This window comes from Sinomonas cyclohexanicum, assembly GCF_020886775.1.
In the GTDB taxonomy this organism is placed as follows: domain Bacteria; phylum Actinomycetota; class Actinomycetes; order Actinomycetales; family Micrococcaceae; genus Sinomonas; species Sinomonas cyclohexanicum.
Window position 1 is genome coordinate 987,549 of record NZ_AP024525.1, and the last position, 24,293, is coordinate 1,011,841.

Sequence of the window (24,293 nt, forward strand, 5' to 3'; positions counted from 1 at the left end):
GGAGCAAGAGCATGACCATCAAGACCATCCCGCATTACCTCAACGGTGAGGAGACCAACGGCTCCGGCGAGCGGACGCAGGCGGTGTTCAACCCGGCCACGGGTGAGCAGACCGGCGAGCTGCGGCTCGCGGATGCCGCGGACCTGGAGACCGCGGTTGCGAACGCCCGCAAGGCCGCGGATTCGTGGGGGGACATCTCCCTGGCCAAGCGGACCGCGGTGCTGTTCCGGTTCCGTGAGCTCGTCGCGGCGCACGTCGATCAGCTGGCCGAGCTCGTGACCTCCGAGCACGGCAAGGTGATCTCGGACGCGAAGGGCGAGATCGGCCGCGGCCTGGAGGTCGTGGAGTTCGCGTGCGGGATCCCGCAGCTTCTCAAGGGCGCCTACTCGGACCAGGCCTCGACCGGGATCGACGTGTTCTCCTACCGCCAGCCGGTCGGGGTCGTTGCGGGCATCACCCCGTTCAACTTCCCGGTGATGGTGCCGCTGTGGATGGCCCCGGTGGCGATCGCCACGGGCAACGCGTTCATCCTCAAGCCCTCCGAGCGGGACCCCTCCGCCTCGATGCTGCTGGCCAGGCTGTGGACCGAGGCAGGCCTGCCGGACGGTGTGTTCCAGGTCCTGCACGGCGGGAAGGAGACCGTGGACGGGCTCCTGACGCATCCGGACGTGGACGCGATCTCGTTCGTGGGCTCGACCCCAATCGCGAAGTACGTTCAGGAGACGGCCACGGCGCACGGCAAGCGCGTCCAGGCCCTGGGCGGGGCGAAGAACCACGCGATCATCCTCCCGGACGCGGACCTGGACAACGCCGCGGACCACCTCTCGGCCGCCGCCTTCGGCTCCGCCGGGGAGCGGTGCATGGCGATCTCCGTGGCCATCGCGGTCGGGCAGATCGGCGACGACCTCGTGGGCAAGGTCGCCGAGCGGGCCGAGGCGGTCAAGGTTGCCGAGGGCACCGAGCCGGACGCGGAGATGGGCCCGATCATCACCGCCGCCTCCAAGGAGCGGATGAAGGGCATCGTCACGGCCGCGGCCGAGTCCGGGGCCGAGCTCGTGGTGGACGGGCGCGAGTTCACCGTGCCCGGCAAGGAGGGCGGCTTCTGGTTCGGCCCGACCGTGATCGACAAGGTCGCCACGGACACCCAGGCGTACACCGAGGAGATCTTCGGCCCCGTCCTGGCGGTGGTGCGGGTCGAGACGGTCGAGGAGGCCATCGAGCTGATCAACGCCAATCCCTACGGTAACGGCACCGCGATCTTCACCTCCTCCGGCTCCAACGCCCGCAAGTTCCACCGCGGCGTGCACGTGGGCATGATCGGGGTCAACGTCCCGATCCCCGTCCCCGTCGCGTACCACTCCTTCGGCGGATGGAAGGACTCCCTCTTCGGCGACACGCACATCTACGGCGAGGAAGGCGTGGCCTTCTACACCCGCGGCAAGGTCATCACCCAGCGCTGGCCCGAGCCCACCCACGCCTCCGGCGCCTCCTACAACTTCCCGTCCAACTGAGCGCAGCCGCGCGGAGGAACACCATGACCGAGAACAAGCTCATCATCGGCACGGCCCCCGACTCGTGGGGCGTGTGGTTCGCCGACGACCCGAAGCAGACCCCGTGGGAGCGCTTCCTGGACGAGGTGGTCGAGGCCGGGTACAAGTGGATCGAGCTCGGCCCGTACGGCTATCTCCCCACCGACCCCTCCCGCCTCGCCGACGAGCTCAAGGCCCGCGACCTCAAGGTTTCCGCGGGCACCGTGTTCACCGCGTTCCACCGCGGCGGCCGGCCTGGGGACGCTGCCTTCGAGGAGGCATGGGAGCCCGCCCGCCGGGTCGCCGAGCTGACGGCGGCAATCGGCGGCGAGCACATCGTCGTCATCCCCGCGATGTGGCGCGACGACGTCACGGGCCAGGCCCTCGAGAACCAGGTCCTCACCGGCGAGCAGTGGGACGCGCTGTTCAACGGGCACGACGAGCTGGGCCGCCGCCTCTGGGAGGACTTCGGCCTGAAGCAGCAGTTCCACTCGCATGCCGACTCGCACGTGCTCACCCAGACGGACATCGAGACGCTCCTGAAGAACACTGACCCTGCGCTGCTCAACCTGTGCCTCGACACGGGCCACGCCGAGTACGGCGGCGCGTCCAGCGTGGACCTCATCCGCAAGTACCCCGAGCGCATCGGCTACCTGCACCTCAAGCAGGTGGACCCGGGCGTCATGGAGCGGGTCCGCGCGGAGAACCTCACCTTCGCCGCGGCGAACACGGCCGGCGTCATGACCGAGCCCCCCGGCGGCCTGCCGGACCTGCGCGAGGTCATCGAGGAGGTCGAGAAGCTCGACCGCCCGATCTTCGGCATCGTCGAGCAGGACATGTACCCCGTCGCGTTCGACGTCCCGCTCCCGATCGCCAAGCGCACCCGCAACTACCTCCTCTCCTGCGGCTCCCGCACGCGAGTGGCCTGATCCATTCCTTCCACCAAGAGCCCCAGAAAGGCAGATCCCATGGCTGAGAACCTGCGCGTCGCCGTCATCGGCGCCGGCCGCATGGGCGCGGACCACATCCAGCGCCTGCACACGCGCATCCACGGCGCCGAGGTGGCCGCCGTGATCGACATCGACCTCGACCGCGCCAACGCCGCGATCGCTGACATCCCCGGAGCGAGGGCGTACGCCACGGCGGCCGAGGCCTACTCTGTTGATCCCTCCTCCGGCGGCGTGAACGCGGTCCTCATCGCCACGCCCGGCTTCCTCCACGAGGTCGCCCTCCTCGAGGCCCTCGAGCGGGACATCCCGATCCTGTGCGAGAAGCCGCTCACCCCGGACGCCGCCTCGGCCTGGAAGATCGTCGAGGCGGAGCAGAAGCTCGGCCACCAGCGCATCCAGGTGGGGTTCATGCGCCGCTTCGACCAGGGCTACATGGACCTCGGCGGCCTGGTCCGCTCGGGCGAGCTCGGCGAGCTGCTCATGCTCCACTGCCGCCACCGCAACCCGGACACCCCGGCCGGCTTCACGAACGAGATGCTCATCAACGACTCGGTGGTCCACGAGTTCGACGCGATCCGCTACCTGACCGGTGAGGAGATCACGTCCGTGCAGGTCCGCCTCGGCAAGGCGACCTCGAAGGCGCCGAACGGCCAGCACGATCCGCAGCACGTCCTCATCGAGACGGCCTCGGGCGTCCTCGTCGACGTCGAGATCTTCGTCAACGCCCAGTTCGGCTACCAGGTCGCGACCGAGGCCGCGTTCGAGGACGGCATCGTCACGATCGGCGGCGACGGCGGTCCCTACATCCGTCGCGCCGGCCGCTGGGGCGGCGCGGTCACCCCCGGCTTCGAGGCCCGCTTCGGTGCCGCGTACGACGTCGAGGTCCAGTCGTGGGTCGACGCCGCCCTCCGGGGCGAGATCGGCGGCCCCTCCGCCTGGGACGGCTATGCCACCGCTGCCTGCTGCGAAGCGGGAGTCGAGGCGCAGAAGAGCGGCGAGAAGGTCGCAGTCATGCTCAATGAGAAGCCTGCGCTCTACAGCGCGGGCGAGGCCAAGGGGCAGGGCAAGTGAAGCTCGCGCTCGATCCCACCCCGTTCCACTCGACGCACTCGCTCCTCGAGTTCCCCGCCCTCGCCGCGGAGCTCGGGTACGAGTACCTTCAGATGACTCCGCACCGGGACTTCATCCCGTTCTTCACGCACCCCAAGGCCGACGACGAGCTGGTCCGCCAGTTCCGCAAGGCGTGCGCTGACGCGGGCGTCGAGGTGGCCTCGGTGCTGCCGGTGCTGCGCTGGTCCGGCCCGGACGAGTGGGCCCGCGAGGCCGCCGTGCGGTACTGGAAGCGCGCCGTCCAGATCACCGTCGACCTCGGCGTGAACCAGATGAACACCGAGTTCTCCGGCCGTCCCGAGCGCCCCGAGGAGTCCGAGGCGGCGTTCTACCGGTCCATGGAGGAGCTCGTGCCGGTCTTCGAGCGCGAGGGCGTCCACGTGGCGATCGACCCGCACCCGGACGACTTCGTCGAGGAGGGCCTCGCCGCCCTGCGCGTGATCCGCGGGATCAACTCGCCGAACGTGGGCATGGTCTACGTCGCGTCGCACACGTTCCACATGGGCGACGCGCCCCTTGACATCATGCGCGCGGCGGGGGAGCGGATCCGCGTGGTCCACGTCTCCGACACGATGAACCACCACGCCTCCCACGGCCTGCGGTACATCACGAACCCGCCGGGCAACGAGGTGCGGGTGCACCAGCACCTCAGGATCGGTGACGGCGACGTGAACTGGGACGAGTTCTTCTCCGGCTTGGGCGAGATCGGCTTCCTGGACCGCGACGACACAGTCATGGTCTCCTCAGTCTTCGCCGAGAACGAGAACGCCGACGAGGTCTCCCGCTACCAGCTCGCCGAGATGAAGGACCGGGTGGCCAAGGCCAAGGCCGCCAAGGCATAGCCCACCGTCTGGGGGTCACCTCCCAAGAGTCACCTCCCGCGGGCCACCCATCTCGGGTACACCAACCACGCTCCCAGGGCGTCTCAGGTACGCGAAACGCGCCGCCACGGGGGTTCCTGGTACGCGAAACGAGCCGCCAGACTCCCCGGGGTCTGGCGGCTCGCGGCGTTCCCGACGCCCGACGGCGGGTGCGTGGCCTGCGCGGGCCGGGCACACGCCGTCGTGCGTACCCGAAACGTCCAGGCCGCGGATTAGCTGTACCCGCAAGGCGGGCGAGGGTTGGACTCACGGCCGGCGGGTAACCCTCCCGGGTGACGCGGTGCGTCGGACGGAGGATGAGATGGACATCAGGAAAGCTCTCGGCGTCAGCGCGGTGGGTGCGGCGGCCGTGATGCTGGCGGCGTGCTCGGGCGGTGGCGGCAGTGCGCCCTCGGCCTCGCCGTCCGGATCGGCCAGCGGCTCGGCGAGCCCGAGCGCGAAGGTCTACTCGGAAAATGACCTGCGCAGCATGGTCTCGGGCCTGAAGGACTCCGACGGCAACGAGCTGACGCCGTACTCCCAGGATCAGGTGACGGCGGCCAAGGACCTCGGGAAGATCCTCCTCGACGCGGCGACCGTGGATCCGAGCGACTGCAAGTCGATCGCCACCGCTGGCCTCGTCAAGAGTGTTGAGAACGGCTCCGTGGCCGTGGCGATCTCCGAGAGCCAGATGCCCCGGACTGCGTCCGCGCAGTCGAGCGGCCAGGGTCCGGATGCCCAGCAGCTTCTGAACGACATCAGCGGCAAGATGAGCCAGTGCTCCACGTTCACGGTCTCCGCACTGGGCCAGAAGGTCACCGTCACGAGCAAGGAACTGCAGGCCAAGACCGACGCCGCGCAGACGTTCGGCACGGTCAGCACGCGCGGCGGCAACAGCTCGGACATGCTCATGCAGGTCTCGGGCGCGCAGGGGCGACTGCTCGTGGTGGCTACGAAGAGTGGCGGGAACCTCGGCGACAAGGACCAGTCAGAACTCGAAGGCCTCGTGAACCAGATGCTCTCGAAGGCCTCGGGCTCCGCTCCTGCCTCGCCGTCAGGGTCCGCGGGCATGGGCAGCTCGACGTCGACCACGTCAGGTTCGCCCGGCTCATCGGAGTCGATGAGCCCATCGGGCAGCTCCGGCGCGAGCTCGAGCTCAGGCGCGTCGAGCTCGCCGAGCCCCTCGCAGTAGTCCTCGGTACGCACGACGGCGTGTGCCCGGCCCGCGCGGGCCGGGCACACGCCGTCGTGCGTACCCGCAACGCCCTGGGGCGCGATGCCGCGTTCCCGAGACGCCCCAGGGGGCGGGTTGGTGTACCCGAGATCAGGCGGTGAAGGGCAGGCGCGGGTCGACCTGCTGGGAGTCCCAGGTCGAGCGGATCCAGCCGTGGTGCGGGTCGTCGCTGATGAGCCACTCGCGCACGCGGCCCGGTCCGGCCATGACGTTGAGGTAGTACAGGTCGTAGCCCGGCGCGGCCATCGCGGGGCCGTGCCAGCCGTAGGGGACGAGCACGACGTCGCCCGTGCGCACCTCTGCGTTGACGTCGATGGGCCGCTCGTCCGAGGCATACACGCGCGCGTACCCCACAGGGTCCTGCCCAGCCGCCCGCGCGTCCCCGGTCGGGGAGCCGGGCGCGAGGCGCGTTTCGAAGTAGTAGACCTCCTCGAGGAAGGTCTCGCCGTCCTTCTCCTCGTCGTGCTTGTGCGGCGGGTAGGAGGACCAGTTGCCCGCCGGCGTGATGACCTCGCACACGATGAAGCGGTCCGCCTCGAGCGCGGCGGGAGTGCCGAAGTTGTGCACCTGGCGCGAGCAGTTCCCGGCCCCGCGCAGCTCCACGGGGGTCTCCTCGGCCCGGATCAGGCGTGTGGGGTACGCGGCGCTGGCGGGGGCGAGCGCGACGGCGACCCGGCCGCCGTCGTGCGAGCGGATCTCCGCGGCCTTCCCGATCCCCGTGTAGAGCACGTCGCTCGGGCCCGCGAAGACCGAGCCGCGGCCACGCAGGGAGTAGGACTCGTCGTCGACCGTCACCTCGAAGCCGCCCGCCAGCGGGACGATGATGCGCTCCTCGCCGGCCGCGGCGAGCGAGACCGACGTCCCGGGGGCGAGTTCGGCCACCTTGATGCCCGTGTGCGCCCAGCCCGGAACCGAGGGAGCGCTGCTGTTCTCGTCGCCCGTGGGGCCGAGGGAGACCTGCCAGTCCCCATCCTTGGCCGAACCGAGGGGGTAGACCCACTCCGTCATGTGATTCCTCTCGTCAGGGGGCGGTCCGCGCTGGCCTGTGCCTAGCGCTGGACCAGCGTCATCTCGAAGCTGTAGGAGTCGGCGCGGTACACGTGCCGGCCGGTCTCGACGCTGCGGCCGGTGTCGTCGACGGCCGTGCGTTCCATGGTCACGAGCGCCGACCCGGGTGCGACCCCGAGCAGCTCGGCCTGGTACTCGTCCGCGACCGCCGCGCCGATCCGCTGGTTGGCGAGGCGGAAGTTCACGCCCGCGTCGCGCAGCATCTGGTACATGCCGTGTTCCCTCAGGCCGCCCTCGGTGAGCTCGGCGACGTCGTCGCGCACCCAGTTCTCCATGAGCGCGAGCGGCTTCTCGTCCACCGAGCGCAGGCGGGTGAAGTGGTAGACCCCGACGCCGGACGGCAGCTGGAGCGTGTCCACGACGTCCTTCTCGGCGGGGCCGTGGCGGAAGTTGAGCACCTGGGTGGTCGGCTTCTTGCCGCCGCTCGCCAGGTCGTCGAAGAGGCTGGAGAGTTCGAGGTGGCGGCGCACCTGGCTCGCCACCACCTGTGTGCCCACGCCCCGCTTGCGGACGAGCAGGCCCGCGCGGACGAGCTCGTCCATGGCCTTGCGCATGGTGGGTCGGGACAGGTTGAGCTGGGCGGCGAGGTCGATCTCATTCTCGAGCTTGGATCCAGGCTCGAGGGCGCCGCTGCGGATCATCGCCTCGATGCCCTGGACCACCTGATGGTACAGGGGGACGGGGGACGAACGGTCGATCGCGATGTTGAGGGTTGCTGCCATGACCCCTCCTTGGGTCCAGGCTTCCGGGGCGCTGCACGGGGGCCCTGTCCGCATGTTTATTTGATAGGACAAAATCTCCGTCTTGATCGTAGCACTGCCTGCCGCGCGATGTCAGGCCTTTTCCGCGGCAGTCTGGTTCAAGATGTATGTCATGAAGGCGTGACAAATAGCGCGTGCCGTCCGCGAGGTGCGAGGTAATTAGTGCTTATGTGTAGACAAAGTATTGACATGTGTGAAGTGAATCACCCAAGATCAAGCCAAGGCCCACGAGCCGCGGCGGAACGTCAGCGGCAGGGCCACGGATCGAAGGAGATTCCCCGTGACGAAGTACTCGTGGCGCCGCGCAGCAGTCGCAGCGCTCGCCGTCCCGATGCTCGCCCTCGCCGCGTGCTCCGCCGGCGGCAAGCAGGCCACTGACACCAGCGCCGGCGGTGGCCAGGCTGTCTCGACGCCGAGAATCAAGGTTGCGCTCATCACCCACGCCGCGGCGGGCGATACGTTCTGGGACATCGTGCGCAAGGGCGCCGAGGAGGCCGCGGCCAAGGACAACGTCGACCTCCAGTACCTCAATGACCCCGAGGCCGGTCGCCAGGCCCAGCTCGTCCAGCAGGCCATCGACCAGAAGGTGGACGGCATCGCCGTCACGCTCGCGACGCCGGACGCCCTCAAGGACGTCGTCAAGAAGGCCACCGATGCGGGCATTCCGGTGGTGAGCCTCAATGCCGGCGAGGACGTCTCCGCCCAGCTGGGCGCCTTCACCCACTTCGGCTCCAACGAGAAGCTCGCCGGCGAGGCCGTCGGCTCCAAGCTCGCCTCGGGCGGCTTCAAGCACCCCATCTGCGTCATCCAGCAGCAGGGCCACGTTGGCCTCGAGAACCGCTGCGCGGGCGTCAAGGAGAAGGTCCCCGGCACCGAGGTGCTCTACGTCAACGGCCAGGACATGACCTCGGTGCAGTCGACCGCGACCGCCAAGCTGCAGGCCACCAAGGACGCCGACGTCATCATCGGCCTCGGCGCCCCGATCACGATCACGCTGCTCAAGTCGGTCTCCGATGCCGGCAGCGCCGCGAAGGTCGCGTCCTTCGACCTGAATGCCGAGCTCGCCCAGGACATCGTGGATGGCAAGGTCATCTTCACGGTCGACCAGCAGCCGTGGCTCCAGGGCTACATGTCCGTGGATGCGCTCTGGCAGAACAAGCGGGGTGGATTCAAGCTGGGTGGTGGGCAGCCCGTCCTGACGGGTCCGACCATCGTCGACAAGTCCAACGCGTCCGATGTCCTCAAGTTCGCCCAGCAGGGCGTTCGCTAGACCGCAGCGGTACCGGGCCGCGCGGCGTCGCCCGCCGCGCGGCCCATCTACCAAGGAGCATTCCTCATGGCAACTGCAACATTGCCTTCGGCGCCGGCGCCGATCGCGGACGAGAGGGTCGGGCGTCGTGGTCCGTTCCAGAAGCTTCTCGGGCGTCCCGAGGTGGGCGCCCTGGTGGGCGCGATCGTCCTGTTCATCTTCTTCTCCGCCGTCTCGAGCACATTCCTGCAGCCGAGCGCGTTCGCGACGGTGCTGTACGGTTCCTCGACGATCGGGATCATGGCGGTGGGCGTGTCCCTGCTGATGATCGGCGGGGAGTTCGACCTCTCCGCCGGCGTCGCGGTGATCTCCTCGGCCCTGAGCGCGTCCCTGTTCTCGTGGAACTTCGGCCTGAACGTCTGGGTCGGTGTCGTGCTGGCGCTTGCCGTCTCGCTCGGCATCGGGTTCGTCAACGGGTGGATCCAGGCCAAGACCAAGCTGCCCTCGTTCATCGTGACCCTCGCGACGTTCCTGATGCTCACCGGCCTGAACCTGGCCTTGACCCGTGCGATCGGGGGTGCGGTCTCCTCCCCGTCGATCGCGCAGATGGACGGCTTCGCCGCGGCCAAGGCCGTCTTCGCCTCCTCGGTGACCATCGCAGGGGTCGATGTGAAGATCACGGTCTTCTACTGGATCGTGCTGGTGGTGATCGCCTCGTGGATCCTGCTGCGCACCCGGGTGGGGAACTGGATCTTCTCTGTGGGCGGGGACGCCAACGCTGCCCGCGCCGTGGGCGTGCCGGTGACGGCCACGAAGATCGGGCTGTTCATGGGCGTCGGGTTCTGCGGCTGGCTGCTGGGCATGCACAACCTCTTCGCCTTCGACTCGGTCCAGTCGGGCGAGGGCGTGGGCAACGAGTTCCTCTACATCATCGCCGCGGTGATCGGCGGGTGCCTGCTCACCGGCGGGTACGGGTCCGCGGTGGGCGGGGCGATCGGCGCGTTCATCTTCGGCATGGCCAACAAGGGCATCGTGTACGCGCAGTGGAACCCGGACTGGTTCAAGTTCTTCCTGGGCCTGATGCTCCTGCTGGCCACAATCGTGAACCTCATCGTCAAGAAGCGCGCGGAACTGAAGTAGGAACGGGACGTGACCACCATGGCAGAAGTCGTCAGCAACAAGGACCTCCTGGCTGCGGCCGGGGAGACCGATCCCCTCACCGACCGGCCCGTGCACCTGCTGCGCCTGGACGGCGTGGGCAAGCACTACGGGAATGTCATCGCCCTGCGGGACGTGACCATGGCCGTGGACAACGGCCGTGTGACCTGCGTCCTGGGCGACAACGGTGCCGGCAAGTCGACGCTGATCAAGATCATCGCCGGCCTGCACCAGCACGATGCGGGAACCTTCACCATCCTGGGCGAGGAGCGGAAGCTGAGCAGCCCGCGGGAGGCCCTGGATGCGGGCATCGCCGCGGTCTACCAGGACCTCGCGGTGGTCTCGCTCATGCCGATCTGGCGCAACTTCTTCCTCGGCTCCGAGCTGACCACCGGGTGGGGCCCGTTCAAGCGCATGGACGTGGCCAGGATGAAGGAGATCACCAAGAAGGAGCTCGCCGACATGGGCATCGACCTGCGCGATGTCGAGCAGCCCATCGGCCAGCTCTCCGGCGGCGAGCGCCAGTGCGTGGCCATCGCCCGGGCGGTGTACTTCGGGGCCAAGGTCCTGATCCTGGATGAGCCCACTGCGGCCCTGGGCGTGAAGCAGTCCGGGGTTGTGCTGCGCTACATCCTCCAGGCCAGGGACCGCGGGCTGGGGGTCATCTTCATCACCCACAACCCGCACCACGCCTTCCCCGTCGGGGACCGGTTCCTGCTCCTGAAGCGCGGCCGCTCGATCGGCTACTACGACAAGAAGGACATCACCCTCGAGGAGCTCACCGCCCAGATGGCCGGCGGCGCCGAGCTTGCCGAGCTCGCCCACGAGCTCGAACAGCTCGGCGGCCACACCCAGGCCCTCCAGGAGGTCAAGGCAGAAGCCGCCGCCGTCGAGGCGGAGGCCCCCAAGGCCTGACGTCACGTGTGAGGGGCGCACGACGGCGCGGCGCGGCACCCAGCCGACCGCGCCGTCGTCGTGCGTCACCCCGCCCCGGCCCGCGGCCATCAGCGGTCAGGTCTTGACAGGACAAAGTCCGGACGCCTTAGATGGTCTGGACACTATATTGGAACGTTCCACTATCCCGGAGAAGAGACTTCATGACCATCAGAGTGGGCGTCATCGGCGCCGGAATCATGGGCGCCGACCACGTGCGCAACCTTGCGGGCGCGGTCAGTGGCGCGGCCGTCTCGCTCGTCGCGGACCTCGACGCCGGCCGCGCGGCTGCCGCTGCCGGTCCCGCTGGCGCTCGCAGCACCACGGACCCGAAGGCGCTCATCAAGGACCGGGACGTCGACGCCGTCGTCATCGCCTCGCACGACTCGACCCATGCCGACCTGCTCCTCGCGTGCCTCGACGCGCGCAAGCCCGTCCTGTGCGAGAAGCCGCTCGCGCCGACGGTCGAGGAGGGGCGCGCCGTCGTCCAGGCGGAGGAGGCCGTCGCCGAGGAACTCGGCCGCAGCCTCGTCTCGCTGGGCTTCATGCGCCGCTTCGATCCGGCCCACACGGAGCTCAAGCGGCGGCTCGAGGCCGGGGAATTCGGCGACGTCCTCACGGCGCACTGCGTGAGCCGCAACGTGCGCTCCGCCCCGGACGCGACCAACGTCTCCGCCATCACCAACTCCGCTATCCACGAGCTCGACTCGATGCCGTGGCTCCTCGGTACCTCCGTGGCCGAGGTCGCGTGGGTCTCCGGGCGCAAGACGTCCGCGCTCGCGCCGGCCGGCCTCCAGGACCCCGCTTTCATGCTCCTGCGCATGGCGGACGGCACGCTCGTGACGCTCGAGCTGTTCCTCAACGCCGAGTACGGCTACTCGACGCGCCTCGAGGTCGTGGGGGAACGCGGGACTGCGAGCTTCACCGAGTCGCCGCTCCTCGAGGTCAACCTCGACCGGCGCCGCGCGACCGAGTACCCCGCGGACTGGCGCCCGCGCTTCGCCGACGCCTACCGGATCGAGCTCAAGGCGTGGATCGACTCCCTGGCGACCGGCGCGCCGTCGCCCCTCGCGACCGCCCGGGACGGCCTCCGTGCGTCCGAGATCGGCGCCGCGCTCGTTGCCTCGATCGACGCCGGCGGCGCATTCGTGCCGGTGGTGCACGGGTGAGCGCGTTCCAGTTCCCGCAGACCCGCGTCCCCGACGCGGCCGAGGCGCCGAGCCTGCGGTGGGGGATCGCCGGGCCGGGCTGGATCGCCGAGCGGTTCGCGGACTCCCTCCGCCTCCACGGCACACAGCGCGTGACGGCCGTCGGCTCCCGCTCGACTGACCGCGCCGAGGCCTTCGCCGCGCCTCGCGGGCTGCGCGCGCACGGCTCATACGAGGCGCTCGCCTCGGACCCCGAGGTCGACGTCGTCTACGTCGCCACGCCCCACACGGCCCACCTCGAGGTGGCCCTCGCCGCCCTCGAGGCCGGCAAGCACGTGCTCGTCGAGAAGCCCCTCGGCGTCAGCGCCGCGGAGGCACAGACGATCGCAGACGCCGCGCGGTCCCGGGGGCTGTTCGCCGCCGAGGCTCTCTGGACCGCCTTCCTGCCCTCGTACGACGTCGCGCGGCAGCTCATCCGAGGCGGGCACCTGGGCGAGCTGACCGCCGTCGTGGGCGACTACGGCGAGTGCCTTCCGTCGAGCCACCGCGCGCACGACCCGGCGCTCGCCGGCGGCCCGCTCCTCGACCTCGGCGTCTACCTGCTCGCCCTCGCCACGGACATCCTCGGCGAGCCGGAGCGCGTCCTGGGGCTGGGGACGCCGCAGGGGAATGGCGTGAACGGGCAGCTGTCCGCCCTCCTCGGCTTCCCGGGTGGGGCGCAGGCCACCCTCACCACGACGATGCTCGGGTTCACGCCCGCGCAGCTCACCGTGGTCGGCGCGGAGGCCGCCCTGACGTTTGACGGGCCGTTCAACGCGCCCGGCGGACTGACGGTCCGCACGGCCGACGGCCAGACCCACCGCTGGGACGGCGCGCCCGGTTCGCACGTGGATGGGCTGCACTTCCAGGCCGCCGCCGCGGCCAGGGCCATCGCGGCGGGTCGGACGGAGGTGGCCGAGCGCCCGCTCGAGGCGAGCATCCTCGCGCTGCGGGTCGCCGACGAGCTGCGGCGGCAGGTCGGGATCGTGTACCCGGGGGAGTAGCGGCACCCCCGCGTCTGGGAGTCAGCTCCTGGGGGTCACCTTCTGACGCGAAGATTCTTCGAACCTTCGCGTCAGACGGTGGGGGCGGGTCGGCGGGGCGGGGCCGTCGAGCCCCGAACCACGAGGTCCGGCGCGAGGAGCTCGCGGAGCGGGGGAGCGTCGGGGGCGTCGAGCCGGTCCAGGAGCGCCCGCGCCGCCGCCGCCCCGACGTCTCGCGAGTGGCCGTCTACGCTCGTGAGGGCGAGGTACCGGTACGAGGCGAGCGGCGAGTCGTCGTGGCCCACCACGGAGACGTCGCCGGGCACGGACAGGCCCCGTTCCCGCAGCGCGGCGAGGGCGCCCACTGCCATGACGTCGTTGCCCGCGACGATTCCCGTGACGTCGGGGTGCGCGTCGAGGAGGTCGCACGCGGCCGCGTACCCGTCGGCCTCCGACGTCCCCCCGCTGCCGGCCACGAGCGCCACGAGCCCGGCCTCCTCCATGGTGGCCTCGTATCCGCGGCGGCGTTCGGCGCCCGGGCCGCTGCCGCCGGCAAGGTGCCCGATCTTCCGGTGGCCCAGCCCGATCAGGTGCTCGGTCGCGAGCCGCGACCCGAGCGCGTCGTCGCCTGCGACGACGTCGGCGGCCAGTCCGCCGTCGGCCCCCGCGCCGCCCGCTGTGCCGAGATCCCGGGTGCCGGCGACGACGATCGGCGCGGCCACGCCGTCGAGCGTCCCGGGCGCGGGGTCCGCGGCGAGGACGAGGGCGTCGACGTGCATCGCGAGGAAGCCGTCCACGGGGTTGCGGCCCGAGGCGGACTCGAGCGCGAGGTCCGCGACACTCGCCGTGTACCCTGCCGGGTCGAGGACGGAGCGGAGGCCCGCGAGGAGTTCGACGAACCACGGGTTGTGGAAGTCGTCGATGAGGACGCCGACCGTGCGCGTCCGCTGGCTCGCGAGGACGCTCGCGGCCCGGGACGGCCGGTAGCCGAGCTCCTCGATCGCCGCAAGCACGGCCTCCCGGCGCCCATCGCTCACGTGCGGGGCGTCGCGCAGGACGAGGGAAACCAGGGACTTGGACACGCCGGCCCGCTGGGCCACGTCGTAGATCGTGGGGCGAGAGGCAGCGTCGGTCGGCACGGGTCCATCATGGCACCAGCAGCCGCATTTCGACTGCCATTGACAGGACAAAGTATCCGGCCTTACGCTCTTTTGGAGCGCTCCAAATCACGCTTCCACAGCTGCCGGCCGCGCCGGACCCCCTCGAAGGAGAGAGACATGAGCAAGCCCCTCGGCGTCGCCGTCATCGGCGCAGGCATGGCCGGCAAGGCCCACGCCGCCGCCTACCGCACCGCCAGCACCCTCTACAACCCCACCCTCCCCGAGATCCGCCTCGTCTCGATCGGGGACGTCAACGCCGAGTTCGGGCGCGCCGCCGCGACCCGCTTCGGCTACGAGCGCCACGACTCGAGCTGGCAGGCCATCGCCGAGGCGGACGACATCGACGTGGTCTCCGTGGTCATCGCGAACTCGCTCCACCGCGAGGTCGTCGAGGGCCTCCTAGCCGCCGGCAAGCACGTCCTGTGCGAGAAGCCGCTCTCCGACACCCTCGCCGACGCCCGCGCGATGGCCAGCGCCGCGCGCGCTGCCGAGGAGCGAGGCGTCCTCGGCCGCATCGGCTTCACGTACCGCCGCACGCCCGGCATCGCTGCGATCCGCGAGCTCATCCAGGACGGCACCCTCGGCCGCCCGCTCCACTTCTCCGGCCGCTACTGGACCGACTACGGCTGCAGCGCGCAGGCGCCCATGAGCTGGCGCTACAAGGGCGGACCGGGCTCGGGCGCGCTCGCCGATGTCGGCTCCCACCTCGCCTACGTGGGCGAGTTCCTCTGCGGAGACATCCAGACCGTCTCGGGCGGGCAGCTCTCCACCGCAATCACGCAGCGCCCGCTCCCGCTCGGCGCCGTCATGGGCCATGACCACGTCGCTGTCTCGGACACCTTCGAGCCGGTGGAGAACGACGACGTTGCGTCCTTCTCGGCCGAGTTCTCCTCGTGCATCGGCTCGCTCTCGGTCTCCCGCGTCGCCGCCGGCCACGCAAACTCGCTCATGTTCGAGGTGTTCTGCGAGAACGGCGCGGCCGTCTTCGACCAGCGCCGCCCGTCCGAGATCGGCCTCTTCCTCAACGAGGGCCCCTCCGCGCAGAACGGCTACCGCCAGGTGATCCTCGGCCCCGACCACCCGTACATCGCGGGCGGTCTCCCCATGGACGCCCCCAGCGTCGGCTTCGGCCAGAACGACGCCTTCGGCTACCAGGCGCGCGCGTTCCTCGAGGAGGTCGCGGGCCTGCCCGAGGCCGAGTCCCTCCCGCGGAATGCGACGTTCGATGAGGGCGTGCGCAACATGGAGATCCTCGACGCCGTTGCCCAGTCGGCGTCCGGCGCGGGCCGCCGCGTCGAGGTGCCGTCCGCGCAGAAGCCCGCACCCGCCGTCGTGCGCTGACCCAGCGGCCCCACGAGAACCCAAGGAGACCACCATGAAGCTCGGCGTCTACAACGCAATCCTGCACGACCGCCCACTGCCCGAGGCCCTCGAGGTCATCGCCGGCCTCGGCCTGACGGGGATCGAGATCAACACCGGCGGCTTCCTGCCCGCCGTCCACGTCCCCACGTTTGACGACATCCTCGTCAGCGACGCCGCCCGCGACGACTACCTCGGGATCTTCGAAGGCACCGGGGTCGGCATCGCCGGCCTGAACTGCAACGGCAACCCGCTGCACCCCAAGGCCGAGATCGCGCAGAAGCACGCCGAGGACATCCGCCGCTCGATCCGCCTCGCCGAGCGCCTCGGCCAGAACCGCGTCGTGACCATGTCCGGTCTGCCCGGTGGAGAGCCCGGCGCGACCGTGACGAACTGGGTCGTCAACGCGTGGAACTCGGCGGCGCTGGACGTGCTGGACTACCAGTGGGGCATCGCCGCCGACCTCTGGCGCGAGACGGACCGGCTCGCCGCGGACCACGGCGTCAAGGTCGCGCTCGAGCTGCACCCGCAGAACATCGTGTTCAACACCGCGGACGTGTACAAGCTCGTCGAGCTGACGGGCGCCACGCACGTCGGTGTCGAGCTGGACGCGTCGCACCTGTTCTGGCAGCAGATGGACCCCGTCGCGGTGGTCCGCGAGCTCGGCCCGCTCGTGTTCCACGCCGCCGCGAAGGACGTGCGGGTCAACCCGGAGAACGCGAAGCTCTACGGCGTCCTGGACAACCGCTTCCGCCGGCTCTCCGCGGACGAGCCCCGCACCAACCTCGGCGGGGACGAGTGGGCCAACGAGTGGCCCAAGGACTCCGCGTGGGACTTCGTCGCGCTGGGCCGCGGGCACGACGCCGCCTACTGGGCCGAGTTCCTGTCCGCCCTGCGCGACGTGGACGCCGAGATGATGGTCAACATCGAGCACGAGGACGTCTCCCTCGGCCGGATCGAGGGACTCGAGGTCGCCGCCGGGGTCCTGCTCGAGGCCGCCCGGATGATCGGAGAGGACGCCCCGGCGCGCGCCTGAGCACCGTGCCGCCCGCGCAAATGGGGAGTTGAGCAGGGTGCGGGCGCGCCCGCACCCTGCTCAACTCACCATTTGCGCGGGGCAGCGCGGGTTCAGCGCACGACGGCGCGTGGCGGCACCGTGTCCGACGCGCACAGGTGCGCCGCGATCACCTCTCCGACGAGAACGGCCGCGAGTGCGGGGCCACGCCGCGGCGCCGTCGGCAGGATGGACGTGTCCGCCACGGTGAGTCCCTCGACGCCCCGGACCCTGCCCTCGCCGTCGGCGGCCGCCCCGGTGCCGCCGAAGGGCACCGTCCCGCAGGTGTGCAGCGCTGTTCCCAGGTGCGCGGCGATCCACGAGTCCAGGGAGCGGTCGTCCGCCGCGTCCTCGGGGGTGATCCCGACGAGGCCGTCGTGGGCGGACTGCCAGTCCGGGGTGCTGAGCAGGTCGAGGCACAGTCGTGCCGCCTCGCGCATCCGGCGCCTGTCGTCGCCGTCGCGGAGGTATCCGTAGTCGATGAGCGGCGGGTCGAGGGGGTCGGCCGAGGTGAGTCGAAGGCGACCGGTGTTGCGCGGGGCCTGGACCGAGGCCATGAGGGCCAGCGGCGCGAGGTCTCCTCCATGCGCTGGCTCGAGCAGTGCGGTCATCGGTTTGACGGTGCCGAGCAGTTCGAGGTCGTCGGTGTGGAGCGCGCCGCCCATCCACTCGCCGGGGGCGGCGGGGCGCTGATGGCGCGGCGTCCATTCGATGACGAGCTGAGGATGATCGCTGAAGCGCGTCCCGACGGCAGGCGAATGCGCCACGACGGGTATTCCTGCGCGCCGCAGCTCGCGGGCCGGCCCGATGCCCGAGAGCATGAGGAGGTGGGCTGACGTGAAGGCGCCCGCGCACAGCACCACGTGGTCGGCGTAGGCGCGGTCCAGTCGGCCGTCGCGCAGGTACTCGACGCCGGTTACGCGTGCTCCCGCGAAGAGCAGGTGAGTGGCAGTCGCCCCGCCGACGGCGGTGAGGTTTGGCCGACCGATCGCCGGCAGGAGGTAGGCCACACCGGTGTTCTGTCGGACGCCGTCGGAGACGTTGGCGGGTACACCCCGGACGTCGCGCGGCGCATGGGGCTGGATTCGGCCGTGCTCGGCCTCGGCCACAAGTCGATCAGCGAGCTGGGCCGCGCGGACTTCTACATCCCTGAAGGCTTCGAGCGGGCACTCGGGGCCGACGCCCCGTCGCCGGTCCGCGCATGAGAAGGCGGGAGGACGGATGGGGCCTGGCCGGCGCGCACTGGCCCGAACTCGGCGACGTGGACCTCGTGCTCGTCCCGGTGGGTTCGACGGAGCAGCATGGCCCCCACCTCCCGTTCGATACCGACACGGTCATCGCGGCGTCGGTTGCCGCGGCGGCGGCGGAGCGGCTGCATGACGACGGCGTCTCCGTCCGCGTGGCTCCGCCGCTGCCCTTCGGCGCGAGCGGAGAGCACGAGGCCTTCCCGGGGACGGTGTCGATCGGCGAGGAGGTGCTGGCCGGCGTCGTGATCGAGATGGCGCGCTCGATCCGCACGTGGGCGCCCCGCGTCGTCTTCGTCAACGGCCACGGCGGCAACATCCGCGCGCTCTCCGGCGCCGTCGCCCAGCTGCGCGGGGAGGGGCACGACGCCGCGTGGGTGCCGTGCGCGACGCCCGGCGCCGATGCGCACGCGGGGCACGCTGAGACCTCTGTGCTGCTGAACCTCGCGCCGGAGAGGGTCCACCTCGCCGAGGCCGTGGCCGGTCCGGTGGCGCCTGTCGAGGAGCTCATGCCCCTCCTCCGTGAGAGGGGCGTCCGGGCCGTGTCGCCGAGCGGTGTCCTGGGCGACCCGACGGCCGCCTCCGCGGAGCACGGCGCCCTGGTGGTCGAGGCCATGACGGCATCCCTCGTGCGGCGCGTCACCGCAGCGGCCGTCGACGGACGTGGCTGCCTCCGTGACGTCGCGACGGTGGAGCGATGACGCTCCCTCCCGAGTTCGCGGTGCGGCTCAACAGGCATACCCGGTTGGTCGATGGCGGACGCGTACTTCTGGGCGGATCCCCCACCCGGTTGGTGCACCTCGCCCCCAAGGCCCGCCCTCTGCTGAAGGACAGGACGGTGCGGGCAGACACTCCCGCCGGCGCGGTGCTCGCCGACCGGCTGCTCGACCTCGCGATGGCCGATCCGGTCACGGAGGAACTGCCGGAGCCGGACGCTGAATACTCGGTGGTCATTCCCGTCATGGACCGGCCCGCCGAGCTCGCCCGGCTCCTGGCCAGCATCGAGGCGAGCGCGCCCGCAGGCCACGCCCCGCCCGTCATCGTGGTCGACGACGGGTCGAGGGCCCCTGAGGACATCGCGGGGGTCGCCGCGCGGCACGGAGCGCGGCTCGTCGCCCTGCCGGAGAACGTCGGACCCGGCGGCGCCCGCAATGCAGGTCTGCGCGAGGTCACCACACCCTTCGTGGTGTTCGCCGATTCGGACATCGTGCTCAACCCGCGCACCGTGCCCACGCTCCTGAAGCACTTCGCCGACCCCAAGGTCGGCATGGCGGCTCCCCGGATCGTGGGGCTGAAGGGCCAGCGCACGTGGATTGCCCGCTACGAGGACGCGCGCTCGTCGCTCGATTTGGGCGACGACCCGGCCGCCGTCAAGCCACGCTCGCCGGTCGCGTGGGCGTCGACGGCCTGTGTCGTGGCCCGCGTCGCGGCGGTGGGCGAGGGCTTCGACGACGCGATGCGGGTCGGCGAGGACGTGGATCTGGGCTGGCGCCTGGTCGACGCCGGCTGGAGGGTCCGATACGAGCCGGCCGCCCAGGCCGAGCACGAGCATCGCGCGGCCTTCGGCGACTGGATCGCACGCAAGGCGGTGTACGGAACCGGCGCCCATCCTCTCTCGCAGAGGCATCCTGACGCGATCGCGCCCGCGGTCCTTTCCCCCTGGAGCGCGGGCCTCGTGCTGGCCCTCATGGCCCAGCGGCGCTGGTCGGTGCCTGCCGCATTCGTGATCTACGGCGTGACCTCGGTGCGGATCGCCCGCAAGCTTCGGCGCACGGACCACCCGTACGTCCTCGGCGCCTGGCTCACAGCGAACGGCGTGGTCAGCGCGGGCGCGCAGGCGTCGGCGCTCGCGCTGCGGCACTGGTGGCCGCTCGCAGCTGCGGGATGCCTCGTCTCGAGGCGCATGCGCAGGATCGTCGCCGTGGCGGCGGTGGCAGACATTGCCCTCGAGTACCGCCGGAACCCGGCGCAGCTCGACGTCCTCCGCTTCGGGCTCGCCAAGCGCCTCGATGACCTGGCCTACGGCGCGGGAGTCTGGTTCGCGGCGCTCAGGGCGCGGTCGTGGGCCTCGCTGAAGCCTGACATCCGCGGCCGCAGGGGCTAGCGCACAACGGCGTGCGGCTGCGCTGTGCTCGACGTATCGTCTCCTCAGGCCAGGAAGCGCGCCGCCCAGTCGGGCCGGACCACTGCGATCGCGAGGAGGACGATATCGATCGCGAGGCCGAACACGAGCGAGACATTCCAGAAGAGGACGAGCAGGACCACTGAGATTACGCATGCCACGACAGTGAAGGTCGGCCACGCCGTCGCAAGACCTGGAACGCCCCACACGGCCAAGGCGAGCACCGCGAAGGCGATGGTCGTTGCGGTGATGAGGCCCAGCGCGAGGGGACGGCGCGCAGTTTCAGGCACCAGCCAGGACCGATCCAGCGAGAACTCGGGCACGCCCGGTGCGAGGTACAGCAGGTGGACAAGTCCATGGGCCAGGAGTAGTAATCCCACTGCAATGCGGACGAAGACCATTTCGAGGACCTTTCGGGGACTCTGGGCACCTACCATTCATCCGGATTCCAGCCTACGGACGGCGGGCTTTGCTGGGATGGGTCGTTGGTCCCCGCCCGCAAGGACGGTCGCGACTAGCGCACACCGGCGGGCGGCGGCGCGGTGCTCGACCTCACCGTGAGCGATGGGGAGACCAAGACGTGCTCGTGCCGCCCCTCGAGTGCCTCGGCGGCCGCGCGGACCGCCGCCGCCGCGAGGGCGTCGGGGTCCTGGCGCACGCTCGTGAGGCCCACGTGCGCAAGGGCCGCCAGATGGGAGTCGTCGTAGCCGACGACGGAGAGGTCCTCGGGCACGCGGAGGCCGGCGGCCCGCAGCACGTGGACGACGCCGAGCGCAGCCTCGTCGTTGAAGACGACGGCCGCGGTGGGCGCCTCGTGCCGGCGGGCGGCGGCGAGGGCGAGGAGCATTCTGGCCGCATCCATGCCGTCGGCGTCATGCGGCCCTCCCGGGACGACGATGGCGTCCCGGCCGGCCAGGAGCCGGAACGCGTCACGGCGCGCGGCGGCGCCCACGGCCGAGCCACCGTCGATGTGCGCGATCCGGCGGTGCCCCAGGCCCCTGAGGTGCGCGACGGCGAGCTCGACGCCGGCGGACTCGTCCGTCGCGACGCTCGAGATGGTGTGGCCGGCCTGCGGCTCGAGGAGAGAGACCACCGGGAGCGGGAGGGCCGAGAGCGCGTCGGGCGAGGTGTCCGGGGCCAGGACGAGGAGGGCCTCGACGCCGAGATCCAGGAGGGACCGGAGCGCCTCGTCCTCGGAGCGCCGCGGCCCGCGCGCGGACAGGGCGAGATCGAACCCGGCCACGGCGGCCGCGGGGTAGAGGGCCTCAACGAGTTCGCCGTGGAACGCGCCGTCGAGCGCGAAGACGACGCCGAGCAGCCGGCTCCGTGCACTGCGCAGGAGGCGGGCCCGGGTGTCGGGTCGGTAGCCGAGGCGCTCCGCGGCGGCGAGGACGCGCTCGCGGGTCGCATCGCTCGCGCCCGGGACGCCGCGGAACACGATCGAGACGAGCGCACGCGAGACGCCGGCCTCGGCCGCGACATCGGCCATGGTGGGCCGCTTGGCCACGGTTCCTCCTCTGCCGTCGGGATGCTTCCCCACACTGTACTAGATCGATCTAGACATCTGTGGGAAGTCATGTCACACTGGCGGGAACTAGATCGATCTAGATCACCGTTCTCAACCTTGGGAGGACCCCATGAGCTACCAGACCGTCGACTCGTCGCGGACCCCGCCGGTGCGCATCGGACTCATCGGCGCCGGCTGGATGGGGGCGTTCCACGCCCGCAGCCTCGCACAGAGGATCCCGGGCGCGACGCTCGCGGTGATCGCCGACCCCGCTGTCGAGGCCGCCACGAAGCTCGCGGCAGAGCTCGGCGTCGAGAGGGTCACCGCGGAGGCGGCCGACCTCTTCGCGGACCCCGAGATCGACGCAGTCGTCATCGCCGGCCCCATCCGGTTCCACGCGCCGCTCTCGATCGCCGCCGTCCGCGCGGGCAAGCACGTGTTCTGCGAGAAGCCCGGTTCGACGACGCTCGAGGAGCTCGGAGAGGTCGAGGCCGCGGTCGCCGAGGCGGGCGTGCACTGGCAGATTGGCTTCAACCGCCGCTATGCCGCCGATTTCCTCGCCGCGCGCCGTGACCTCGCCGCCGGCACCGTCGGCACGCCCCAGCTGCTGCGCTCCCTCACGCGGGACCCGGGCACCGGCTCGATCCCGAACGCCGCCCGCGTCCCGCAGTGGACCATGTTCCTCGAAACGCTCATCCACGACTTCGACGCCCTCAACTGGATGAACCCCGGCGCCGAACCGCTCACCGTCCACGTCCTCGCGGATGCCCTCGTGGAGCCCTCGTTCAAGCCCGCGGGCTTCATCGACACGGCGGTCGCCACGATCCGGTACAGCAACGGAGCCATCGCCGTTGCCGAGGCCAGCTTCTCCGCGCTCTACGGCTACGACGTGCGCGGGGAGACCTTCGGCTCGGCCGGGATGGTCCAGGCTGGTCGTCCGACGGAGACCGCAGCCCGCCGCTACACAGCCGCGGGCCTGGGGGCCGAGACCCCGCGTTTGAACATCGAGCTCTTCGCCGATGCCTACCGCGACGAGCTCGCCGACTTCGCTGTCCACGTCGCCGCGCGTCGGGACGGCGCGGAGTCGCCCGACCACGGCGTGCCGCTCACGCCAGGCCTCGCCGACGCGAGGCGAGCACTCGCCGTCGCCCGCGCGTGCATTGAGTCGGTGCAGAGCGGGGCGCCGGCCGACGTGGTCGGTTCGGGGGTCGACGCCGCGCAGGAAGGCGCGCAGGCCGTCGCCGGGGCGGTGACGCCGTGAGGCTCGCCGTCTGTGCCGAGATGGTCTTCACGGACCTGCCGTTCGCCGAGCGGGTCCGGCGGATCCACGAGGCCGGGTTCGACGTCGAGATGTGGGACTCCCGCACCAAGGACATCGCGGAGCTCAAGGCCACCGGTGCCCGCTTCTCGTCGATGACGGGCTATGTGTCCGGGTCACTCGTGGAGCCGGACACCGCCGACCATGTGGTGAGCACCGCGGAAGGCCTCATCCCCACGGCACTCCAGCTCGGCGTCGAACGCCTCGTGGTGCACCCAGCCGAGCTCGTGGACGGGCAGGCCGCGCGGCCCCACTGGCGCTCGGACGGGGCCATGTGGTTCACCGCCGCGAAGGCGCTCGAGCGGCTCGGCGAGCTCGGTGCGAGGCACGGCCTCACGTTCTGCCTCGAGAACCTCAACACCGTCCTCGATCACCCGGGCATCCCGCTCGCGCGGGCCAAGGACACGCTCGCGCTCGTGAAGGCGGTGGACCACCCGAACGTGAGGCTCATGCTCGACCTCTACCATGCCCAGATCGGGGAGGGGAACCTCATCGCACTCGTGCGCGAGGCCCTGCCGTGGATCGGCGAGATCCAGGTCGCGGACGTGCCCGGCCGCTGCGAGCCAGGCACGGGTGAGATCAACTACGCGGCCGTGCACCGCGCGCTCGCGGGGGCCGGATATGACGGGACGGTCGGGATGGAGGCCTACGCCGCCGCTGATCCGGACGACGCCCTGAAGGCCTTCGGGACGGCGTTCGGGCGATAGGCGCACCAAACGGCACAACTCGGCCCGCTACGGGGCCGGATCCGGCCAATACGGGACCTGAGTTGTGCAGTTCGGTGCACCACTCCCACGTCTGAGGGCCGGGCGGTCGACCCGGCCCGCGGTGGGTGGAAGACTGGCGGCATGACCCTGCACATCACAGGCGACGCCGACGCCGACCGCCTGCTCACCGAGGATCCCCTCGCGCTGCTGATCGGGATGCTCCTGGACCAACAGGTCCCCATGGAGACCGCGTTCGCGGGTCCGCTCAAGATCGCGGACCGGGCCGGCACCCTCGACGCGGCCGCCCTCGCGCACATGAACCCCGACGAGTTCGCGGCGCTGTTCAAGGAGACCCCCGCCGTGCACCGCTTCCCCGGCTCGATGGCGGCCCGGGTGCAGGCGCTGTGCGCGGCGGTCGAGGGGGAGTGGGGCGACGACGCGTCGGCGATCTGGACCCGGGGCGGCCCGGACGGGGCCGAGACGCTCAAGCGGCTCAAGAAGCTCCCGGGATTCGGCGAGCAGAAGGCAAAGATCTTCCTTGCGCTGCTCGGCAAGCAGTACGGCTACGAGGGCGCCGGCTGGCGGGAGGCCTGCGCCCCGTACGGCGAGGAGGGCTCGTACCGCAGCGTGGCGGACATCGTCTCGCCGGAGTCGCTCGGGAAGGTCCGTGAACACAAGCGGGCCATGAAGGCGGCGGCGAAGGCGAAGTCCTCGTAGGACGCGCCCCACCTCGGCCCACCCTCCCGGGCCACGGCCCGGCGCACGACGGCGGCCACGGGCCGTCGTGCGCCGGGCTCGCC

At 70.9% G+C, this 24,293-nt stretch carries 24 protein-coding genes; 18 read left to right on the forward strand and 6 right to left on the reverse strand.

The window, feature by feature from the left end; translation table 11 throughout:
• Positions 1-11 precede the first annotated feature (11 nt).
• The 5 genes from SCMU_RS04685 (at position 12) to SCMU_RS04705 (ending at position 5,641) form a co-directional block, all read left to right on the forward strand.
• Positions 12-1,511 carry a CoA-acylating methylmalonate-semialdehyde dehydrogenase gene (locus tag SCMU_RS04685; protein WP_229231876.1) on the forward strand — a complete coding sequence of 500 codons (1,500 nt, stop codon included), beginning with the start codon at positions 12-14 and terminating at the stop codon, positions 1,509-1,511.
• Between the two features lie 23 nt (positions 1,512-1,534).
• The gene (locus tag SCMU_RS04690) at positions 1,535-2,458 is read left to right on the forward strand and encodes a sugar phosphate isomerase/epimerase family protein (RefSeq protein ID WP_229231877.1); all 924 of its coding nucleotides are present in this window, start codon (positions 1,535-1,537) and stop codon (positions 2,456-2,458) included.
• 39 nt (positions 2,459-2,497) lie between these two features.
• Positions 2,498-3,550, forward strand: a complete 1,053-nt coding sequence (locus tag SCMU_RS04695) for a Gfo/Idh/MocA family protein (RefSeq protein ID WP_229231878.1) — start codon at positions 2,498-2,500, stop codon at positions 3,548-3,550.
• Positions 3,547-4,431 (forward strand): sugar phosphate isomerase/epimerase family protein, encoded by an 885-nt coding sequence (locus SCMU_RS04700; protein ID WP_229231879.1) that lies wholly within the window; start codon positions 3,547-3,549, stop codon positions 4,429-4,431. Before SCMU_RS04695 ends, SCMU_RS04700 begins: the two co-directional genes overlap by 4 nt.
• Positions 4,432-4,771: 340 nt before the next feature.
• The gene (locus SCMU_RS04705; protein ID WP_229231880.1) at positions 4,772-5,641 is read left to right on the forward strand and encodes a hypothetical protein; all 870 of its coding nucleotides are present in this window, start codon (positions 4,772-4,774) and stop codon (positions 5,639-5,641) included.
• Between the two features lie 132 nt (positions 5,642-5,773).
• Here the strand turns inward: SCMU_RS04705 and iolB are convergent, their stop codons facing one another.
• Both iolB and SCMU_RS04715 read right to left on the reverse strand, forming a co-directional pair.
• Complete coding sequence (gene iolB / locus SCMU_RS04710) at positions 5,774-6,691, reverse strand: 5-deoxy-glucuronate isomerase (RefSeq protein ID WP_229231881.1); 918 nt, start codon at positions 6,689-6,691, stop codon at positions 5,774-5,776.
• 41 nt (positions 6,692-6,732) lie between these two features.
• Positions 6,733-7,473: a GntR family transcriptional regulator gene (locus tag SCMU_RS04715; protein ID WP_229231882.1), complete on the reverse strand. Its 741-nt coding sequence runs from the start codon at positions 7,471-7,473 to the stop codon at positions 6,733-6,735.
• Between the two features lie 319 nt (positions 7,474-7,792).
• On the opposite strand from SCMU_RS04715, the gene SCMU_RS04720 reads away from it, so the two are divergent.
• The 5 genes from SCMU_RS04720 to SCMU_RS04740 all read left to right on the forward strand — a co-directional run bounded on the left by SCMU_RS04720 (position 7,793) and on the right by SCMU_RS04740 (position 13,043).
• Positions 7,793-8,782: a substrate-binding domain-containing protein gene (locus SCMU_RS04720; protein WP_189694922.1), complete on the forward strand. Its 990-nt coding sequence runs from the start codon at positions 7,793-7,795 to the stop codon at positions 8,780-8,782.
• A 66-nt stretch (positions 8,783-8,848) separates the two neighbouring features.
• Positions 8,849-9,901, forward strand: a complete 1,053-nt coding sequence (locus tag SCMU_RS04725) for an ABC transporter permease (RefSeq protein WP_189694923.1) — start codon at positions 8,849-8,851, stop codon at positions 9,899-9,901.
• An 18-nt stretch (positions 9,902-9,919) separates the two neighbouring features.
• A complete protein-coding gene (locus SCMU_RS04730) occupies positions 9,920-10,834 on the forward strand; it encodes an ATP-binding cassette domain-containing protein (protein WP_229232939.1) in 915 nt (304 codons plus the stop codon).
• Between the two features lie 182 nt (positions 10,835-11,016).
• Positions 11,017-12,021: a Gfo/Idh/MocA family oxidoreductase gene (locus SCMU_RS04735; RefSeq protein WP_229231883.1), complete on the forward strand. Its 1,005-nt coding sequence runs from the start codon at positions 11,017-11,019 to the stop codon at positions 12,019-12,021.
• Complete coding sequence (locus tag SCMU_RS04740) at positions 12,018-13,043, forward strand: Gfo/Idh/MocA family protein (RefSeq protein WP_229231884.1); 1,026 nt, start codon at positions 12,018-12,020, stop codon at positions 13,041-13,043. The genes SCMU_RS04735 and SCMU_RS04740 overlap by 4 nt, the downstream gene beginning before the upstream one ends.
• A 71-nt stretch (positions 13,044-13,114) precedes the next feature.
• Here SCMU_RS04740 and SCMU_RS04745 read toward each other — a convergent pair whose 3' ends face one another.
• On the reverse strand, positions 13,115-14,161 hold the full coding sequence (locus SCMU_RS04745) for a LacI family DNA-binding transcriptional regulator (RefSeq protein ID WP_229231885.1): 1,047 nt from the start codon (positions 14,159-14,161) through the stop codon (positions 13,115-13,117).
• Between the two features lie 138 nt (positions 14,162-14,299).
• Between SCMU_RS04745 and SCMU_RS04750 the strand changes: the two genes are divergently transcribed.
• Together SCMU_RS04750 and SCMU_RS04755 are read left to right on the forward strand one after the other, a co-directional pair.
• A complete protein-coding gene (locus SCMU_RS04750; protein WP_229231886.1) occupies positions 14,300-15,523 on the forward strand; it encodes a Gfo/Idh/MocA family protein in 1,224 nt (407 codons plus the stop codon).
• Positions 15,524-15,557: 34 nt separating this feature from the next.
• The gene (locus SCMU_RS04755; protein WP_229231887.1) at positions 15,558-16,577 is read left to right on the forward strand and encodes a sugar phosphate isomerase/epimerase family protein; all 1,020 of its coding nucleotides are present in this window, start codon (positions 15,558-15,560) and stop codon (positions 16,575-16,577) included.
• A 92-nt stretch (positions 16,578-16,669) separates the two neighbouring features.
• Here the strand turns inward: SCMU_RS04755 and SCMU_RS04760 are convergent, their stop codons facing one another.
• A complete protein-coding gene (locus SCMU_RS04760) occupies positions 16,670-17,704 on the reverse strand; it encodes a GMC oxidoreductase (RefSeq protein ID WP_274602928.1) in 1,035 nt (344 codons plus the stop codon).
• On the opposite strand from SCMU_RS04760, the gene SCMU_RS20705 reads away from it, so the two are divergent.
• Genes SCMU_RS20705 through mftF form a run of 3 tightly spaced genes read left to right on the forward strand, consistent with a single transcriptional unit; the run spans position 17,669 to position 19,943 of the window.
• Positions 17,669-17,800, forward strand: coding sequence for a hypothetical protein (locus SCMU_RS20705; protein ID WP_274602978.1), 132 nt, complete (start codon positions 17,669-17,671; stop codon positions 17,798-17,800). The genes SCMU_RS04760 and SCMU_RS20705 overlap by 36 nt on opposite strands.
• A complete protein-coding gene (gene mftE / locus SCMU_RS04765; protein WP_229231889.1) occupies positions 17,797-18,540 on the forward strand; it encodes a mycofactocin biosynthesis peptidyl-dipeptidase MftE in 744 nt (247 codons plus the stop codon). Before SCMU_RS20705 ends, mftE begins: the two co-directional genes overlap by 4 nt.
• Complete coding sequence (gene mftF, locus SCMU_RS04770; RefSeq protein ID WP_229231890.1) at positions 18,537-19,943, forward strand: mycofactocin biosynthesis glycosyltransferase MftF; 1,407 nt, start codon at positions 18,537-18,539, stop codon at positions 19,941-19,943. Before mftE ends, mftF begins: the two co-directional genes overlap by 4 nt.
• A gap of 44 nt (positions 19,944-19,987) precedes the next feature.
• Here mftF and SCMU_RS04775 read toward each other — a convergent pair whose 3' ends face one another.
• Together SCMU_RS04775 and SCMU_RS04780 are read right to left on the reverse strand one after the other, a co-directional pair.
• A complete protein-coding gene (locus SCMU_RS04775; protein WP_229231891.1) occupies positions 19,988-20,362 on the reverse strand; it encodes a hypothetical protein in 375 nt (124 codons plus the stop codon).
• 113 nt (positions 20,363-20,475) lie between these two features.
• Positions 20,476-21,468 carry a LacI family DNA-binding transcriptional regulator gene (locus tag SCMU_RS04780; RefSeq protein WP_229231892.1) on the reverse strand — a complete coding sequence of 331 codons (993 nt, stop codon included), beginning with the start codon at positions 21,466-21,468 and terminating at the stop codon, positions 20,476-20,478.
• A 130-nt stretch (positions 21,469-21,598) separates the two neighbouring features.
• On the opposite strand from SCMU_RS04780, the gene SCMU_RS04785 reads away from it, so the two are divergent.
• From SCMU_RS04785 to SCMU_RS04795, 3 genes are all read left to right on the forward strand, one after another.
• Positions 21,599-22,729, forward strand: coding sequence for a Gfo/Idh/MocA family oxidoreductase (locus SCMU_RS04785; RefSeq protein ID WP_229231893.1), 1,131 nt, complete (start codon positions 21,599-21,601; stop codon positions 22,727-22,729).
• On the forward strand, positions 22,726-23,493 hold the full coding sequence (locus tag SCMU_RS04790) for a TIM barrel protein (protein WP_443020215.1): 768 nt from the start codon (positions 22,726-22,728) through the stop codon (positions 23,491-23,493). The genes SCMU_RS04785 and SCMU_RS04790 overlap by 4 nt, the downstream gene beginning before the upstream one ends.
• A gap of 141 nt (positions 23,494-23,634) precedes the next feature.
• Complete coding sequence (locus tag SCMU_RS04795; RefSeq protein ID WP_229231894.1) at positions 23,635-24,210, forward strand: HhH-GPD-type base excision DNA repair protein; 576 nt, start codon at positions 23,635-23,637, stop codon at positions 24,208-24,210.
• The last annotated feature ends 83 nt before the right edge of the window (positions 24,211-24,293 follow it).